This is a genomic window from Anaeromyxobacter sp., assembly GCA_016718565.1.
GTDB lineage: Bacteria > Myxococcota > Myxococcia > Myxococcales > Anaeromyxobacteraceae > JADKCZ01.
Window position 1 is genome coordinate 685,129 of sequence record JADKCZ010000002.1, and the last position, 17,498, is coordinate 702,626.

The 17,498-nt window shown below is 74.7% G+C and carries 15 protein-coding genes; 13 read left to right on the plus strand and 2 right to left on the minus strand.

Features of this window, described 5'->3' with window-relative positions:
- The first annotated feature begins 431 nt into the window (after nt 1–431).
- From IPO09_09860 to IPO09_09880, 5 genes are all read left to right on the plus strand, one after another.
- Nucleotides 432–1,178, plus strand: coding sequence for a hypothetical protein (locus IPO09_09860; GenBank protein ID MBK9517640.1), 747 nt, complete (start codon nt 432–434; stop codon nt 1,176–1,178).
- A gap of 118 nt (nt 1,179–1,296) precedes the next feature.
- Nucleotides 1,297–1,737, plus strand: coding sequence for a hypothetical protein (locus tag IPO09_09865; protein MBK9517641.1), 441 nt, complete (start codon nt 1,297–1,299; stop codon nt 1,735–1,737).
- A 209-nt stretch (nt 1,738–1,946) separates the two neighbouring features.
- Nucleotides 1,947–4,898 carry an Hsp70 family protein gene (locus IPO09_09870; protein ID MBK9517642.1) on the plus strand — a complete coding sequence of 984 codons (2,952 nt, stop codon included), beginning with the start codon at nt 1,947–1,949 and terminating at the stop codon, nt 4,896–4,898.
- A gap of 384 nt (nt 4,899–5,282) precedes the next feature.
- Entirely contained in the window at nt 5,283–5,603 is a 321-nt protein-coding gene (locus IPO09_09875; protein MBK9517643.1) for a hypothetical protein, read from the plus strand.
- 98 nt (nt 5,604–5,701) lie between these two features.
- Nucleotides 5,702–5,908: a hypothetical protein gene (locus IPO09_09880; protein MBK9517644.1), complete on the plus strand. Its 207-nt coding sequence runs from the start codon at nt 5,702–5,704 to the stop codon at nt 5,906–5,908.
- Nucleotides 5,909–6,011: 103 nt separating this feature from the next.
- Here IPO09_09880 and IPO09_09885 read toward each other — a convergent pair whose 3' ends face one another.
- Nucleotides 6,012–7,334, minus strand: coding sequence for a putative metal-binding motif-containing protein (locus IPO09_09885; protein MBK9517645.1), 1,323 nt, complete (start codon nt 7,332–7,334; stop codon nt 6,012–6,014).
- 495 nt (nt 7,335–7,829) lie between these two features.
- Here IPO09_09885 and IPO09_09890 point away from each other — a divergent pair, with 495 nt between their 5' ends.
- Together IPO09_09890 and IPO09_09895 are read left to right on the plus strand one after the other, a co-directional pair.
- Nucleotides 7,830–8,297, plus strand: coding sequence for a cytochrome P460 family protein (locus tag IPO09_09890; protein ID MBK9517646.1), 468 nt, complete (start codon nt 7,830–7,832; stop codon nt 8,295–8,297).
- A gap of 196 nt (nt 8,298–8,493) precedes the next feature.
- Complete coding sequence (locus IPO09_09895) at nt 8,494–9,594, plus strand: hypothetical protein (GenBank protein ID MBK9517647.1); 1,101 nt, start codon at nt 8,494–8,496, stop codon at nt 9,592–9,594.
- Nucleotides 9,595–9,655: 61 nt separating this feature from the next.
- On the opposite strand, the gene mscL is transcribed toward IPO09_09895, so the two are convergent.
- Entirely contained in the window at nt 9,656–10,015 is a 360-nt protein-coding gene (gene mscL, locus IPO09_09900; protein ID MBK9517648.1) for a large conductance mechanosensitive channel protein MscL, read from the minus strand.
- Between the two features lie 302 nt (nt 10,016–10,317).
- On the opposite strand from mscL, the gene IPO09_09905 reads away from it, so the two are divergent.
- The 6 genes from IPO09_09905 (at nt 10,318) to IPO09_09930 (ending at nt 17,487) form a co-directional block, all read left to right on the plus strand.
- Nucleotides 10,318–10,716, plus strand: a complete 399-nt coding sequence (locus tag IPO09_09905) for a hypothetical protein (GenBank protein ID MBK9517649.1) — start codon at nt 10,318–10,320, stop codon at nt 10,714–10,716.
- Between the two features lie 15 nt (nt 10,717–10,731).
- Entirely contained in the window at nt 10,732–11,250 is a 519-nt protein-coding gene (locus tag IPO09_09910) for a hypothetical protein (protein ID MBK9517650.1), read from the plus strand.
- A gap of 127 nt (nt 11,251–11,377) precedes the next feature.
- Nucleotides 11,378–12,121 carry a DUF3108 domain-containing protein gene (locus IPO09_09915; GenBank protein ID MBK9517651.1) on the plus strand — a complete coding sequence of 248 codons (744 nt, stop codon included), beginning with the start codon at nt 11,378–11,380 and terminating at the stop codon, nt 12,119–12,121.
- 162 nt (nt 12,122–12,283) lie between these two features.
- On the plus strand, nt 12,284–14,773 hold the full coding sequence (locus tag IPO09_09920) for a hypothetical protein (protein MBK9517652.1): 2,490 nt from the start codon (nt 12,284–12,286) through the stop codon (nt 14,771–14,773).
- Between the two features lie 61 nt (nt 14,774–14,834).
- Nucleotides 14,835–15,767 carry an AEC family transporter gene (locus IPO09_09925; protein MBK9517653.1) on the plus strand — a complete coding sequence of 311 codons (933 nt, stop codon included), beginning with the start codon at nt 14,835–14,837 and terminating at the stop codon, nt 15,765–15,767.
- A gap of 217 nt (nt 15,768–15,984) precedes the next feature.
- Nucleotides 15,985–17,487 (plus strand): cobalamin-dependent protein, encoded by a 1,503-nt coding sequence (locus IPO09_09930; protein MBK9517654.1) that lies wholly within the window; start codon nt 15,985–15,987, stop codon nt 17,485–17,487.
- Nucleotides 17,488–17,498: the final 11 nt, after the last annotated feature.

Consider the following 17,498-nt stretch of genomic DNA (forward strand, 5'->3'; position numbering starts at 1 on the left):
TTCCAGGAGGCACGCGCTCGGACCAAGACGGCGGGGTGGAGGCCCTACCCGCTGAAGAACACCTTCATGAGGAGATCAGCGCTATCGAACCTGCCCATGCCGGCATGTGCTCGGCCGCAACGGCTTCTTGGTCGCGGTGGCCCCGTCGCGTGATGAGGTAGGTGACGCCGGGCAGCACTTGTCGCGGTGCGGTCATGCAACTCCGGCATCGCACGGAGCGTGCCGGAGGCCGGCCCGAGTGGTTCAGATGGGTTGGAGCGATGGCAGAGGCCCGATGGTCCGCGCCGCGGACCAGGCGGTCCGCGGAAACGTCTCTGGGACGGGCCCCCCCGGGACGGGCCCCCCGCGGCCCCCCCCCCGGCGGCAATCGGCCGCGGGGACGGCCGGCGCCCGGGGTTGTGCTGGCGTGGCCCGGGTGACACATAGTGCCCATGCGCCTCCGAACCGCCCGTCTCGCCGCCCCGCTCGTCGCCGCCCTGCTGGCCCTGCCCGCCGCCGCCCGCGCCGCCACGCCCTGGATCGACCTGGAGACCGGCGGCGCCTGGGGCATCTACAACGACGTGCGCATCCCCGGGGACTCGGGCACCCCCTTCTCGCTCACCGACGACCTCGCCACCAGCCCGGCGCCCTACACCCGCGTGCGGGTGGGCGTCACCATGGGGCGCCACGAGATCTCGGCGCTCTACGCGCCGCTCAGCCTCTCCGCCCAGGGGGTGGCCCCGGCGGACATCGACTTCAACGGCCGCACCTTCGCCGCCGGCGCGCCGCTGCGCGGCACCTACCGGTTCGACTCCTACCGGGTCGGCTGGCGCTACCGGGTGCTGCAGGGCGGCGCGGTCGACGTGGCGCTGGGCGTCACCGCCAAGATCCGCGACGCCGCCATCACCGTCTGCGACGCCACCTGCTCGGTCCGCTCCAACACCGGCTTCGTGCCGCTGGCCTCCTTCATGGTGCACTGGCGCTTCGCGGAGCGCTTCGGCCTGCTCCTCGACGGCGACGCGCTGGCCGGCGGGCCGGGCCGGGCCGAGGACGTCACGCTGGCCCTCACCTGGGAGGCGGCCCCCAACGTCACCGCCCGCGCCGGCTGGCGCTTCGTCGAGGGCGGCGCCGACACGGCCTCGGTCTACAACTTCGCCATGATCTCGTACCTGGGGGGCGGCCTGACGGTCCGCTTCTAGGGCAGGCCCTCCGCCTCGCCGGTCGCAGCAGCGCCAGTTGCCGCGAGGCTCCCGTCAGCCCCAAGATGGGGAACCGAACGCCTTTCCCCCGGTCCACCGCACCCTCCCAGGAGCCTCCATGCGCCACCTGCACGCCGCCGCCCTCGCCGCCACCCTGCTCCTCTCCGCCTGCGGTGAGTCCGAGGGGGACGAGGGGGCCACCATGCTGCCCGGTTCGGACTGCCTCTCCTGCCACACCGGCGGCGAGCCAGGGCGCTTCACCGCGGCGGGCACGGTCTTCACGGGCGGGACCGACAGCACCGGGGCCGCGGGGGTGACGGTGACGCTGACCGGCAGCGGCGGTGGGCAGTCCGTCACGCTCACCACCAACGCGGTCGGCAACTTCTACACGTCCGTGGCGCTCACCCCGCCCATCGGCGTGGCGGTGGCGGGGAACGGCGGCAGCGTGGGCCGGCCCTCCCACAACGGCGGGGCCTGCGGTTCGTGCCACGCCCAGGGCAACCAGGCCGGCGCGCCCAGGCGGGTCCACGTCGGCGCCTGCGGCGCCTGCCACACCTGATCGACCTCCTGGGGTCGCTCCAGGCTCCCGGCCACCGCAGGCCGGCCGCCTTCACGTCGGGTGATGTGGGCCCGGCGCGCAGCCTCGGCGCCTCCCGCGCCTGTGGCCCCATGTCTGCGCTGCGTCCGGGTCCCGCGCCCGCGGCATCCCCTGATCACCCGGCGCGCTGAACACTCGTCGGGAAGCCCGGGGCGTGGATAATGTGACCCGTGGCGGAACCACCCAGCACGTCCAGCGGGACAGCAGGCCCCGGCCAGCGGCGGGGCGCCATCGTGCGCGTCAAGATGCCGTGCGCGACGCTCGACGAGGTGCGGGCGCGCTACCCCGAGCTGAAGGACCTGCGCTTCCACCTCCGCACCCGCGAGCCGCGCGACACCGGCTCGCGCGTCCGCCTCGAGGCGGCGCTGGCCGGCGGCGACCCCTGCTTCAGCGCCCACGCCATCGTCGAGGCCGTCACCACCTCCACCGACCGGCAGCCGGGCGGCTGGACGCTCCGCCTGGCCGCCCTGGACGAGGCCGGTCAGGAGCTGGTGGCCTGGATGGGCGGCCAGCCGCCGCTCGGCCGGATGGAGGACGCACCCGGCGTGACCCGGCCGCCCGGGGCGCGGCCGCAGCGCGCCGGCCCGCTTGCGCCGGTGGCAGGGCCCGCCGGCACGCCGGCGCTGACCCCGCCGCCGCTCCACGGCCGGACCTGGACCCCGGGCCCGGCGCTCGGCCCGGCGGATGGCAGCACCACCCTGGTCGACGTCCTGCCGCTCCGGACGCCGGCGCCGTTCGCCCCGCCACCCGTCGCTTCTCCACCCGTCGCCGCCCAGCCACCCGCCCGGCCGCAGACCACCCCGCCGCCCCTGCCGCGGGGGGCGGCGACCCCGGCGGTCACGCCGCCGCCGGTCCAGGCGCCCGGCCCGGCGCCCGGCCCGCCGCCGTTGCCCCGCCCGGCGCCCGCGTGGACGGCGCCGCCCCCGCCTGCGCCCCCCATCTCGAGCTCGCCTCCTTCTGCGGCGCGGCCGCCGGTCCCGACGCCCGCCGCGTTCCCACCCGCAGCCCCGGCCCCCGCCTTCGCCCGCCGGCCGGAGGCGCCGTCGGGCCCGCCTCCCTCGCTGGGGCGACCCGCCTCGGCCGACGGCCCGGTGGTGGTGGAGGACGTGGTCCCCGAGGCCAGGCCGGTCCTGCTGGGGAGCCGCATCATCGGCATCGACCTCGGCACCACCAACTCCGCGGCCGCCGTGGTCAAGGGCGGCAAGCCCTTCATCATCCCGTCGCGCGAGGGCTACAGCACCATCCCCTCGGTGGTGGCCGTCTCCGAGAAGGGCGGCCTCATCGTCGGGCACGTGGCGCGCGACCGGCTGCTCGTCAACCCGCGCGGCACCGTCCACGGCGCCAAGCGGCTCATCGGCCGGCAGTTCCACTCGCCGGTGGTGCGCGACCTGGCCAACCGCTTCAGCTACGAGATCGTGGCGGGGCCGCGCGGCGAGGCGGCCGTCAGGCTGGGCGACAAGATCTTCTCGCTGCAGAAGATCTCCTCGATGGTGCTGGCCCAGGTGAAGCAGCTGGCCGAGCAGTGGCTGGGCGAGGAGGTGACGCGCGCCGTCATCACGGTGCCCGCCTACTACAACGACAACCAGCGGCAGGCGGTGCGCGCCGCCGGCGCCCTGGCCGGGCTGCAGGTGGAGCGCATCGTCAACGAGCCGACGGCCGCGGCCCTGGCCTTCGCCCACGGCCGCGGCGTCGAGCAGCGGGTCCTGGTCTACGACCTGGGCGGCGGCACCTTCGACACCTCGGTGCTGGAGCTGCACGGCAACGTCTACGAGGTCATCGCCACCGGCGGCGACACGTTCCTGGGCGGCGTGGACTTCGACAAGGCCCTGCTCGACGACCTGCTGGCCCGCTTCAAGGCGCAGCACGGCGTCGACTTCGGCGGCGACCGGGTGGCCTACCAGCGCATCGCCGAGGCGGCCGAGAAGGCCAAGGTGACCCTCTCCGAGCGGCTCACCACCCAGGTCAACCTGCCCTTCGTCACCGCCGTCGGCTCGCGGGCCTACGCGCTGCAGGCCACCGTCACCCGCGCCGAGCTGGAGGGGCTGACCCGCGCCCTGGTGGAGCGGACGCTGCGGGTCACCGACGACGTGCTGACCAGCGCGGGCCTGAAGCCCGCCGACATCGGCGAGGTGCTGCTGGTGGGCGGCCAGAGCCGCATGCCGCTGGTGCGCGGGCTCATCAAGGAGTTCTTCGGCAAGGAGCCCTGCAAGTCGGTCCACGCCGACGAGGCGGTGGCGCTGGGCGCCGCCATCCTGGCCGACTCGCTCATGGCCTCCGAGGTCGACGCCCCGGTGCTCCTCGACGTGCTCCCCATGAGCATCGGCATCGGCCAGCCGGGCGGCCGCTTCCACCGGATCATCGAGCGCAACACCACCCTGCCCTGCCGGCGCACCCACTCCATCTGGACCTCGGCGCAGCAGGGGCGCACGCTGGCCATCCCGGTCTTCCAGGGCGACCAGGCGCACGCCCAGGAGAACGAGTACCTGGGGACGCTGCTGGTGGCCGACCTGCCCCACGGCCTGGACGGCGACGTGGTCTTCGACGTCACCTTCACGCTCTCCACCGAGTCGATCCTCACCGTCGCCGCCGAGGAGCGCGGCACCGCCCGCTCGGTCTCGGTCACCTTCAGCACCCAGGACACGCCCGAGATGGTGCGGCGGCGGCTGGAGGGCGCGCCCGCCGCCGAGGCTCCCCCGCCGCAGGCGCCCGACCAGGGCGGCTCGGTCTTCCCTCCGCTCGACCGGGCCGGCGAGGCGGCCGCCGGGCTCGGCCCGCGGGGCCCGGTGGGCGACGCGGTGCTCCCGCCGCGGGATCACGCGACCGGGGCGCTCCCGCCGCTGGACTCCGGTCCCGGCGCGCCCGACCGCTCCCGCACCGAGGGCGGCCTCGACGCCTCCACCCTCCCCTCGCTCTGGGACGAGCCCACCGCCACCATCGAACCCACCCAGACCGGCCTGTCGCCGCTGCCCCGCCCGGAGCCGCGGCCGCGCCCCGTCTCGTGGGTCTCGTCGAGGATGGCCACCGGCACGCTCGGCGCCGCGCGGGCCGCCGAGCCGCCACCGGGCCCGCTGGCCCGCCTGGCCAGCTGGTTCCGCAGCCGCGGGCGGCCCGAGGCGCCCTGAGCCACCCGGCCGCTCTGCCGTGGGCCGGAGCGCCCATCGGCAGGCCGGGCGACGCCGGACGCCGGGTGCGCTAGGCTCGGGACGTCGTTCGCGACGCTGCTCGCCTCGGGGGTGTCCTTGGTCGCCTGCCCAGCCGCCGCCATCGCCGTGGGACTCCTGCTCGCCGCCGCAGCGGACGCCGGGCCAGTGGCTCCGTCCACCACCTCGGTGGCCCCTGCCAGCCAGCCGGCGGGGCCTGCGCCGGCCGAGGCCGCCGCCGCTGGACCGGCCACCGGCACGCCCGCTGGCCCCGGCACGGCCCCCGCCACGGGGCGGGCCGAGGCGTCTCCGCCCCTGACCTCCGAGCCGCCCGTCTTCGCCGAGCGTGGCTTCGGAAAGCCGTCCATGGTGGAGCCCCAGTGCGTCGCTCGCGGGCTGCGCGTGCCGCGCGACCTGATCGACGGGCTCCCCGAGACGACCGCGGTGAAGTTCGCCATCCGGCGCGATGGCCTCCCGGACCGCTTCGAGGTGGTGAGTGCCGCGGTCGACGACCGGGTGGCCCAGGCCATCTGGCGGGCCGTCAGCGCCTGCCAATGGGTGGCTGGCACCGACCCCCAGGGCCAGCCGATTCCCATGTGGGTCTTCCTCCCGCTCCGCTTCGACCGGAGCCACCTGCCGCGACCAGAGCGGCCGCCTGCTGGCCCCGAGGGGACTGGAAGCCGATGAGGCCCGGCGAGGCGACTCACACCTGGTGCCGCCCGACGCCGAGCAGGCCGGCGCGCGGAGGCCGGTAAGGGCCCGGACGAGTGAGGATCGAGGTCCTGATGAGCCCCGGCTGCGGGCACGGCGCCGCAGCGCTGGCGCTGGTGGAAGGCGTCGTCCGGGAGACCGCGCCAGGCGCCGAGGTCGTGACCGTCATGGTGGGCACCCTCGAGGACGCCGAGCGGCTCGCCTTCCCCGGCTCGCCCACCATCCGGGTCCACGGGCTGGACGTCGATCCACGCCCGCCGGGCGACGTCGGCCTCGGTTGACGGCTGTATGACCTCGCGGGCGTGCCCCCGCGAAAGCTCGTCGAGGCGGCCAATTGAGCGGCGATCTCGGCTGGGCTCGGAGCCCGGTGACGTGGCCCGGTGGCTACGGCGCGGGCAGGGTGGAGAGCGTGGTGGGCGTGAAGAGCCACTCGAAGCCGTCCACCAGGACCAGCGAGTCGAAGGAGTGGTCACCCGTGTCCCAGACGTTGAAGGCCAGCGTCAGGGTCTCGCCCCCCACCACCGGCGCAGAGGTCTCGAGCCAGCTGGTGGCGCCACCCTGCACCAGGAGGTGGTAGCCCGAGCCGTTCAGGTCCTGGGGGCTGGCGACGCAGCCGGGCCCCGGCACGCCGGTGGAGTCGGCGCAGGTGGTGATGAGGCCGTCGTTGACGGTGATGGGGTCGCCGTTCGGCGCCAGCGCGACGCTCCGGTCGGCGGGGATCCCGGCGGCCCCGGAGGTGAGCTGGGCCACGAAGAGATCGTTGAACTCGGTGCAGGCGTTGGCGGGGAAGTCGCTCGAGTAGAAGCGGAACTTGAACCTGAGCCCCTGCGCGTTGGTGGGCGCCCGCACCAGGAGCTCCAGCCGCACCGGGTCGAAGACCGTGGTCCCGACGTGCCCGGGGCAGGAGACCGCGTGGGGCACGGCGTTGCCGTGGGCCGCCAGCAGGTCGCCGGGCGCCTGGCTCTGGTTGGCCGTGGCGAACCCGGCGCCGAAGGGGCTCAGCCAGCCGGCGTCCTGGACGTCGCGCGCCGTGCCGCTCGACAGCGCCACCAGCGTGGCGCCCGCCCGCGGCGCGTTGTGGGCGTTCAGGCCGAAGCCGTCCAGCACGCCGACCTGCAGGTCGGCGGGCGCCCCGGTGCCGTCGGCCAGGGTGAGGCGCGCCGAGATGAGCCCCCAGCGCCGCTCTGCCAGCGGCGGGCCCTGCGTGGTGGCCTGGCAGAGGTCCAGCGCCTGCGCCAGGTCGCTGCCGGTCGCGCCGCCGAGCTTCGGGCCGGCGCTGCAGGCGGTGGCGGCGTCGTCGGGCGTGCCGCTGCAGTCCTCGTCCACCCCGGTGCCCGGGACGTCGTAGGCCCCGGGGTTGATCTCGATCCGGGTGTCGTCGCAGTCGCCGTCGCAGGCCGCCCAGCCGTCGGCGTCCGCGTCGAGCGAGTCGTCGACGGCCCCGTCGCAGTCGTCGTCGACGCCGTTGCCGCAGACGTCGGCTGACGGCAGGACCTCGGCGAGGCAGGCGCCGAAGGTCGCGCCATCTGCCGCACAGACCTGGGTGCCGGCCAGGCAGGCGCCCACGCCCTCTGTGCCGGCAGGACCGGAGTAACAGGTGCGGGTCTCGGCGGCGGTGCAGACGGTGGGGGGCGCGACTGGACTGCTCGAGCCGCCGCAGGCGGAGGCGAGGCCAGCGAGGGCGAGCATCGCGACGGTCGGCTTCATGATGCTCCCTGGATGGCCCGACCGAATGCCGGGCGCGCGGCACTCTGCCATCCTCACCTTCGGTGTGGCCACCCCTTCTGCACGGCGCCCTCCAACCCCTCGGGGCGCCGCACCCGGCGCCGCCTGAGAGCACCCCTTCTGTGTTGTTCGGGCGCCCGAACAACACAACTGGGTACCTCGGGGTCGGGGTCGGGGTCGGGGTCGGGGTCGGGGTCGGGGTCGGGATCGAGGTCGGGATCGGGATCGGGATCGAGGTCGGGATCGGGATCGGGATCGGGGTCGGGATCGAGGTCGCGGGAACCCGCACTCCCTCTCCCCCAGCCTGCTGGGGGAGAGGGCCGGGGTGAGGGGGCCGCCGGGTCGCGGTCGAGGTCGCCGTCGAGGTCGCCCTCGCCGTCCACTCCTTCCGGGGCCTCCTGTCGCGCCCGTCTCTCCCCCGGTGTCTGCCCTGGTGAACCCGCGCCAGCCCAGTCCGGCGCTTCCCAGGAGAACCACATGCTCCGCCGCACCGCCGTCGCCGTCGCCGCCCTCGCCGTCGCGCTCGTCGCCTTCCAGGTCCTCGCCATGCACCACGAGCTCCCCAAGGGCTACCGCACCTGGGGCCACGTGAAGTCCATGGTCATCACCGACAAGAGCCACGGCCTCTACGGCTTCCACAACACCTACGCCAACCCGGCCGCGCTCGAGGCGCTGCGCGGCGGAAAGCCCTTCCCCAAGGGCGCCGAGTTCGTCACCTCCTTCTACGAGGTCGGCACCGACGGCGCGATGCTGTCGCAGGGGAAGAAGATCATGGACGCCTACATGAAGAAGGACGAGGCGGCCAAGCAGACCGGCGGGTGGTGGTTCAACGCGTTCGGCCCGGACGGCAAGCCGCTCGGGGTCGACGTGGTGAAGGGCTGCTACGAGTGCCACGCCGGCGGCGCCAAGGGCACCGACCTGGTCTTCTCGAAGTTCATCGACTGACGGCCTGGCGGCGTGCCGCGCCGGGTGCGGCCGCAGGAGCCGACCCCAGGCGGACCTGGCGGGCCGCGACGCCGCGCTCCCCAGCGGCCCGTGGGGCGGCTGCGACCAGAAGCGCCACCCCGCGCCCCTGGGCCAGGCGTAGGCTTTGCCCCGATCGCGGCGGGCACCCACCGCCCCGCCGCGACGGGGCCCTTCCATGATCCGCACCGCCTTCCTGGTCGTCCTCGGCCTGCATGGCCTCCTCCACCTGCTCGGCTTCGCCAAAGGCTTCGGCCTGGCCGAGCTGCCGCAGCTCACGCAGCCGATCTCCCGGCCGTGGGGGGTGGCCTGGCTGGCGGCGGGCGCCCTCACCCTGGCCACGGCGGCGCTGCTGCCGCTGGCCCCGCGCTGGTGGTGGGCGGTGGGCGCGGTGGCCCTGGTCGCCTCGCAGGTGGTCATCGTCTCCAGCTGGAGCGACGCCAGGTTCGGCTCCCTCCCGAACCTCCTCCTGCTCCTCGCGGTGGCCTGGGGGTTCGCGCACCAGGGGCCGTGGAGCCTCCCGGCGGAGTACCGGCGCCACCTCGCCTTCGCCTCACCGGCCCGCCCCGGCGAGGTGCTGACGGAGGCCGATCTGGCCGGGCTCCCCGACCCGGTGCGGCGCTACGTCCGCGCCGCCGGGGTGGTGGGCCAGCCCCGGGTGCACAGCTTCCGCGCCACCTGGACTGGCAGGATCCGCGCCGGGCCGGACCAGCCCTGGATGGCCTTCACCGCGGACCAGCTCGACACCCTCGACCCCCCGCGCCGCTTCTTCCTCATGGACGCGGTGATGAAGGGGCTCCCGGTGGACGTGCTGCACGTCTTCGACGAGCGCGGCGCGACCATGCGGGTCCGGCTGCTCTCGCTGAAGACCATGGTCGACGCCCGCGGCCCGGTGCTCACCCGGTCGGAGACGGTGACGCTCTTCAACGACCTCTGCGTCCTCGCTCCTGGCGAGCTGGTGCGCCCCTCGGTCACCTGGGAGCCCCTCGACGGGCGCACCGCGCGGGTGCGCTACACCCTGGGCGCCAACACCATCGCCGCGACGCTCCACTTCAACGACGCCGCCGAGCTGGTGGACTTCTCCTCCGACGACCGCACCCCCTCGCCCGACGGCAGCACCGCGGCGCCGACGCGCTGGACCACGCCGGCGCGGGACCACGCGCGGGTGGGCCCGGCCCGGGTTCCCCGCAGGGCCGAGACCTGGTGGCACCCCGCCAGCGGCGCCTGGAGCTACGGCGAGTTCGAGCTCCAGTCGCTCGAGTACGGCACGGGTCGCTGAGGCGGGCGCGACTGGCGCCGCCCCCCCGCGGGCGGCGGGGGTGGCGGGAGGGGCCGGGACGCTACCGCCGCGCCAGCAGGTCGCGGATCTCGACGAGCAGCTTCTCCTCGGCGCTGGGGCCGGGCGGTGGGACGGGCGGCGGCGGCCCCTTGAGCTTGTTGATGGGCAACACGATGAAGAAGTAGACGCCGATCGACACCAGCAGGAAGGCGATGATGGCGTTGAGGAACTTCCCGACCATGATCGACCCGAGCGTGATGCCCGAGAAGTCCGGCTTGCCGAAGGCCATCCCCAGCGCCGGGGTGATGACGTCCGCGACCAGCGACGAGACGACGGCGCCGAAGGCGCCGCCCATGATGACGCCGACCGCGAGGTCGATGACGTTTCCGCGCGCGATGAAGTCCTTGAATCCCTTGAGCATGGCCCCTCCCGGGCAGGTGATACGCTGAGTCACTTTGCCTCGCGCCGGCTGGGCGGAGACCTGGACAAACGGGGCGTGGCGCGGCCCGCCCCGGCCGGCCCGGGGGGTCCGCCCGTTCGGACCGCTTCCGTCACCGGGACGATTCGGCTAGGTTGGCCGCCGCCGTCGACGCCACACCGGGAGTCGGTGTGGTCGCCCGTCGGCAGGTGCCGTCCGCAACCAGGTCCGCGCCGATCCACGTCGGCCCCGGCACGCCACGCGCTGCCAGGCCGGATCCAGCTCACGCAAGAGGAGTCGAGAACATGAAGACGCTCGCAATCATCATCGCGCTGGCCGGGACACTGGCCGGCTGCGGCCAGCAGGCCACGGCGGATCTCGCCGTGTGCAAGGCCGAGGCGGTCAAGGCGCAGGCGGAGCTGGCGGCCCTCAAGGTCGCGCAGGCCGCCGCGGAGGCCAAGGTCACGGTCCTCGAGCAGGCCCAGACGGCGCTGCAGGCCAAGCTGACGGAGTTCGAGGCCGCCGCCGCGGACGCCGCCGCCTCCGCCTCTTCCCAGCTGGACGCCGCCAAGGCCAAGGCGTCCGCCGTGGCCAAGAAGGCCGCCGCCACCGCCGCCGCGGTCAAGAAGGCCGACGTCAAGGTGGTGGAGCCGCTGAAGAAGGACGCCACCGTGCAGCAGAAGGCCAAGGCCGCCGGCTTCTAGGCCAGGGAGACCACCATGAACCTCCGTTCGCTCATCCTCTCCGCCCCGCTGCTGGCGCTCGCCGCCTGCGGCAGCACCGACGAGACCGTCTTCACCCTCAGCACCGGGACCTACGACCTGTCCGGGGCCACCACCACCGCCCTCCGCCCCGTCGACCAGTGCGGCATCCTGGCCGCGTACCAGGACCCTGCCAAGGTCATCGGGATCGCGGTCGCCGGCTCCGCCGTGACCTTCAACCTCGCCAACGACTCGGGCGCCCCGCTCGTCTCGCTGCCGACGGCCACCCTCACCGGCAACACCATCGCGGTCGCCGTCGAGGCCAACTACCTGGCCGGCCCCTTCGGCACCGACTGCCTGCTCCGCATCCACCGCCGGGTGCAGGGCGAGCTGGTCGGCGTCGACGACGCCCGGCTCGAGCTGACCTTCGAGGTCGCGCGCGAGTCGGGAACCTGCAACGTCGCCGACATCCCGTTCAGCGCCGTCACCTGCTCGTCCGGGTACGAGTTCCTCGCCACCAAGCTGCCCCCCGGCTAGGCGAGGGCCACGCGGCCCTCATGGACCGAACGGCGGCCCGGGGCTTCGGCTCCGGGCCGCTCCCGTTTCGGAGACCAGATCGGCCTTGAATGCCCGCGGCGGGCCCGGCGTCTCTCCCGTGGACGCCATGCTCGCCCCCACCGCCCTCGCCCTGATCCTCGCCGCCGCCGGCTGCGATCTGCCTGCGCTGGCCGCGACGCGGCCCTTCGCGCCGGGGGAGGTCCTGTCGTACCAGGTGGGCCTGGCCGGCGCGGAGACCGGCGGACAGGCCACCTTCGTGGTGCTGGCCCCCGCCTCCGACGGCACGCTCCCGGTCACCGTCGAGGCCAGCCACCGAACGATCCTGGGCCGGACCACCTTCCGCGCCCGCTCCGCGCTCGGCGAGGCCACGCTGCGGCCGGGCTGGTTCCACGACGAGCAGGAGGGCGCCGGCGGCCGGCGCTCCACCGACGCCGACCTGGCCCGGAGCGCGCTCGCGGTGCGCCTGGACTGGCGCGCCGACGGCCGGGCCGGGAGCAGCGCCTACCGGCGCGGCCCTGGGCTCCTCGACTTCGCCTCGGCGCTGCCGTACCTGCGCGCCGCCGTGCTCCGGCCGGGCGCCGCCTTCTGCTTCGACGCGGTGGGCGCCACCAGCGCCTGGCGCGTCTCGGGGCGCGTCGGCGCCGGCACCGAGCAGGTCACGACGCCGGCCGGGCGGTTCGAGGCCCTGCGGCTGGACGGCGAGCTCCACCGGGCCGGCGCCCGCCCGCTCCGCGTGCCCGTCTCCCTCTGGATCGCCACCGGCCCGGCCAGGCTCCCCGTGGCCGCGGAGTTCGGCTCCCCGCTCGGGAAGGTGCGGGCCCGGCTGGCGGCGTTCACGCCGGGCCGGTAGCGGCGCCACGGCCCCGGACGCCCGCGGGCGGGCCGCCGCCGCGGCCTCACCCCGTCGCCCCGTCGCCTGACCCCCGTCAAGGACGCATGGTTCGGGTTGGCCGATAGCTGGTCGGCTCGAACCGGGCGCGGTCTCTCGCCGCGCCGCCTCCAAGGGGGAGACATGTCCAGCCGAACCGGGATCCAGGCGGCCCTCACCGCGGCGCTGGCCCTCGCCATGGGCGCCTGCGGCGGCGGCGGCAGCCAGCCCGCGCCGCCGACCGCGACCACCCTCCCCGCCGACGGCGTCGGCTACACCGGCGCGACGCTGCACGCCGTCGTCACCTCGCCCTCGGCCACCACCGCCTGGTTCGAGTGGGGCCCCGACCTCCTCTCCGGCGGCGCCACCTCGGCCCCCGTGGCGGTCGCGGCGGGGGCGACGTCCACCCCCCTCTCGCTCGTGCTCGACGGGCTCGACCCCGGCGTCACCTACTCCTTCCGCGTCGTGGCCGCCCAGGGCGGCACGGCGGTGCGGGGCGCCCAGCTCTGGTTCTCCACCGCAGCGCCGCTGGTCCACACCGCCGGCCCCGACGGCATCGGCGAGACCGTCGCCACCATCCACGGCCAGGTGACCGTGGGCGGCGAGGCCGGCCTGGCCTGGTTCGAGTGGGGCACCGAGCCCTCGCTCGCGGCGGCCCTGGAGACGCCGCGCGTCCCGGTCCCGGCCGGCGGGGCGGCGCGGGCCACCAGCGCCACCCTGGGCGAGCTCGAGCCAGGCGCCACCTACTACTACCGGGCGGTGGCCTCGGTGGGCGGGCGCACCAACCGCGGCGCCGTGGACTTCTTCGGCACCACGCCACCCGGCACGGCCGCCCTGGTGGTGAACTCCACCGCCGACGTCGACCCGCCGCCGCCCGGCAAGCTGACGCTGCGTGAGGCCCTGGCCCGGCTCGACCCGGGCGGCACCATCACCTTCGCCCCGGCGCTCGACGGCCAGGTCATCGCGCTGTCGCTGGTGGGCCAGCCCCACTCGCTGCTCAAGGGCGAGGTCTACACCTTCGCGGCCGGCGCCTTCACCTTCCAGGGCTTCCTCGCCCGAGACTACGGCCGCTCCGCCCTCTACGCGGCCAAGGCCCTGACCATCGACGCCAGCGCCCTCCCGCACGGCGTGACGCTGGCGTGGAGCGGCGGCGAGGCCAGCCCGGCCCGCGTCCTGGCGGTGCTCGGCGACCTCACCCTGGACAACGTCACCGTCCGCGGCGGCCACGCCCTGGCCGAGCCGCTGGCGGACCCCGCGCAGCCCTTCACGCTGGGGCGCGGCGGCGGGCTGGCGGTGTGGGGCCAGGCCACGCTGCGTCGCTGCACCGTGGCCGGGAACCGCGCCTCGGGCGACCTGCTGGCCAGCCGCGACCGCGGCGCCTTCGGCGGCGGCCTGTACGCCGACTCGGTGGTCCTGGAGGACTCGGTGGTGGGCGGGAACGCCGCCCGGGGCTTCGGCGCGGCGGGCGGCGGCATCTACTCGGTGGGCGGCGTGGAGACCGGCGCCACCTGGCTCTCGCGCAGCTCGGTGACGGGCAACCGCGTCACCGGCCAGCACGCCTACGGCGGCGGCGTCTACAGCGACGGCGGCGGCCCCGGGAACATGATGGGCCTCGATCTCCTCGGCTGCACCGTGGCCGGGAACGTGGTGGAGGACCACCCGGACGTCGCCGAGGACGCGCGCGCCCAGTACTACTACCGCGGCGGCGGGGTCTACCTGTCGAACGGCTGGCTGGCCGCCACCGCCTGCACCATCACCGGCAACGTGGTGACGGGCGTGCCGGCGGTGTTCCGCGGCAAGCCCAACATGGGCGGCGGCGGCGTGGGCGCCACCATCGGCGACGCCCACGTGGTCGAGTCGATGCAGCTGCGCCAGAGCATCGTGGTGGGCAACACCCGCGGCGGCGCCGCGGACGACCTCTTCACCGGCTCGCTGGTGAACTTCCACAGCGAGGGCTTCAACCTGGTCGGCCGGCTCGACTTCTCGCAGATGCTGGTGCCGGCGCCGTGGTGGGGGACGCTGTCGCGGCGCCACTGGCCCAAGCCGGGCGACCAGGACCGCGTCGAGGCCGCGGCCGTCCTCGACCTGGCCGCGCCGGCCCTGGCTCCGGACGTCACCTCCGCGGGCGTCGATCCGGGGGCGCCGGTGGTGCTCTGGTACCGGCCGGTCGGCCTGGCGGTCGATCGGATCCCGGTCTACCCGTACGAGGTGAGCACCACCACCGCCGACTACACCCAGGTGGGGCCGACCGACGACTTCCTGGCCCAGGTCCTGGCCCAGGTGCGCGCCCGCTACGGCGACCAGCTCGGCGCGGACTTCGGCGCCAGCCTGCCCGATCCGACCGGCGTGACCTTCCACGGCCCCGGGGTGACCTGGCCCTCCAACCCCGAGAACGCGGCCTGGATCGCCTTCTGGCGAGGGCTCGAGGAGGCCATCGGCGACCGGCTCGGGGCGGTCCAGCTCGGCGACTTCTTCTGGGCCTCGCTCCCCGCAGGGCCCTTCGGCCCCAACGTCGAGACCACCTCCACCACCTGGACCTCGGGGGTCTTCGGCGCCACGGACGTGGACCAGGTGGGGACCTCGCGGCCGGCCGGGGGCGGCCCGGACGTCGGGGCCATCGAGCGCCTGCCGTGATAGAGGCAGGGGCCTCGCCGAGGCCGTCCGCCGCCCAGGGGGAGGGCCCGCTCCGACCACCATGCTCCAGTTCTTCCTGGCCAGCGCCCCCATCTTCGCCGTCGTGGCGCTCGGCTTCGCCGCGGCGCGGCTCCGGCTGGTGTCGCCGCAGGGCTTCTCGGCCTTCGCCGCCTACGCCTTCAACCTGGCGCTGCCGGCGCTCATGACCAGCATGCTGGCCCGCCAGCCGCTGGGCCAGGCCTTCGAGCCGCGCTTCTTCGCGGCCATCCTGGCCTCCGGGCTGGCCGTCTTCTCGGCGGTGGCGCTGCTCACCCTGCGGCGCGGGCGGGCCGGCCTGGCGGTGGCCGGCTCGCACGCCCAGGCGGCCACCGGCGGCAACCAGGCCTTCCTCGGCGTGCCGCTCATGCTGGCGGTGGTGGGGGAGCGGGCCACCGGGCCCATCGCCATGGCCATCCTGGCCGAGGCCGGCATCCTGATGCCCCTGGGGCTCGCCTGCATGGGGCTGGGCCACCCGCGCGCCGGCGCCTCCCGCACCCTGGCCGGTGTGCTGGCCCGGGCCACCTTCCTCAACCCCATCGTCCTCGGGGTGGCGGCGGGCGCGGCGCTCGGCCTCCTCGGGGCTCGGCTGCCGGGCCCGGTCGATCGGCTCCTCACCTTCCTGGGCGGCTCCGCCGGGCCGGTGGCCCTCTTCGCCCTGGGCGGCACGCTGGCCGGCCAGCGGCTCGGGGAGGGCCTCGGGCCGGTGGCCGGCCTGGTGGCGGCCAAGCTGGTGGCCTACCCGCTGCTCGCCTGGGCGCTCCTGTCCGGCGCGGGGCTCGGCCCGGACTGGGTGGCCTCCGGCACGCTGGTGGCCGCCCTGCCGACCGCGGCCTACGCCTTCGTCTTCGCGCAGCGCTTCGACGCGGCGCCGCAGCGGATCTCGGCCGCCATCCTGCTCTCCACGCTGGCCGGGGCGGTCTCCTTCCCGCTGACCGCCTGGCTCGTGCTGCCCTGACCGACCGGGCCCTCCGGAGCCACTTGCCGCGGCTCCCGGCGCCGTGCGAGGCTCCGCCCCCTCCCCAGCCTCGGCGCCTCGACTTGTGTAAGCAAACTCTCTGCTCCAGGACAGCGGGTCGACAGTCCCATAGACCAGCGGCATGGCGTCCGAGTGACGTCGACGTTACCCCTCAGGACGTGCCTTCCTCACCTCGAACCGAACGGACACGCGCCACATGAGCAGGATCCTCTTCATCGGCCCGCCCTACCTGTGCTGGGGCGTCCAGGTCATCGGGACGTGGCCGCCGCTCCAGCTCGCCTACCTGGCGGGGACCGCCGAGCAGGCCGGCCACACGTGCCGCATCTACGACGCGATGAACAAGTACACCACCTTCGAGGACATCCGCGCCGAGGTGGCGTCGTTCAAGCCCGACGTGGTGGTGACGCTCGACTACCTGCCGGTGACGGGCGCCATCAGCACCGCCACGGTCCCGGCCGCCCTGCAGGCGCTCACGGTCGCCAAGGAGGTGGACCCCCGCATCGTCACCATGATCGGCGGGCCCCACCCGACCTTCATGTACCAGGAGATCTTCGCCGACCCGGCCAACCGGGTGGACTTCGTGCTGTGCGGCGAGGCCGAGGAGACGCTGCCCGAGCTGGTGGCCGCCCTCCCCTCGGGGAACGTCGCCGGCGTCATGGGCATCGCCTACGTCCGCGACGGCCAGGTGGTCGCCACCCCGCTCCGCCCGCACATCCAGGACCTGAACACCCTCAAGCCGGCCTGGCACCTGCTCGACTGGAAGGACTACCACTACAACATCGAGCCGTGGGGGCGCATGGCGTCGATGCTCACCTCGCGCGGCTGCATGATGGGCTGCTCCTTCTGCAGCCACCGGCAGTTCTGGCGCGGCGACTGGCGGGCGCGCGATCCCAGGAACGTCATCGAGGAGATGCACCAGCTCGTCGACGTGCACGGCGTCGAGTTCATCACCCTCATCGACCCCTACCCCACCAACGACCCGGTGCGCTGGGAGAAGCTCCTCGACCTGCTCATCGCCGAGAAGATGAACGTCCGGCTGCTGATGGAGACGCGGGTCGAGGACATCATCCGCGACGAGGCCATCCTCCCGAAGTACCGCGCGGCCGGGGTGATCCACCTCTACCTCGGCGCCGAGGGCAGCACCGACGAGATGCTGGTGACGCTCAACAAGGGCACCAGCGTGGACCAGAACAAGCGCGCCGTGGACCTGGCGCGGCAGCACGACATCATGACCGAGGCGTCGTTCATGATCGGCGGCCCGCTGGAGACCTGGAAGTCGGTGCAGGCCACCATCGCCGAGGCCATCCGGGTCAACCCCGACATCGCGGTCTTCCCGGTGCTGACGCCCATGCCGTTCACGCCCATCTACCAGCAGTTCAAGGACCGGGTCCGGGTCACCGACTGGTCGAAGTACAACCTGGCCACGCCCATCATCGAGCCCTTCGACATGACGCTGGAGGAGGTCATGGTGGCGCTCGGCCAGTGCTACATGACCTTCTACGCCCAGAAGATGCACGAGGTGATGCGCCTGCCGGACGGCTTCAAGCGCCGCTACATGCTGAGCGCCTTCCAGGAGATGATGAAGGGCTACCAGGAGCACTTCTCCTTCCTGGGCATGAAGATGCCGCAGATGCACGGCCACCCCGGCGGCCACCCAGCCGGCCACCCGGGCGGCCACCCGCACGGGCAGCCGACCTAGCGGCCGCGGAC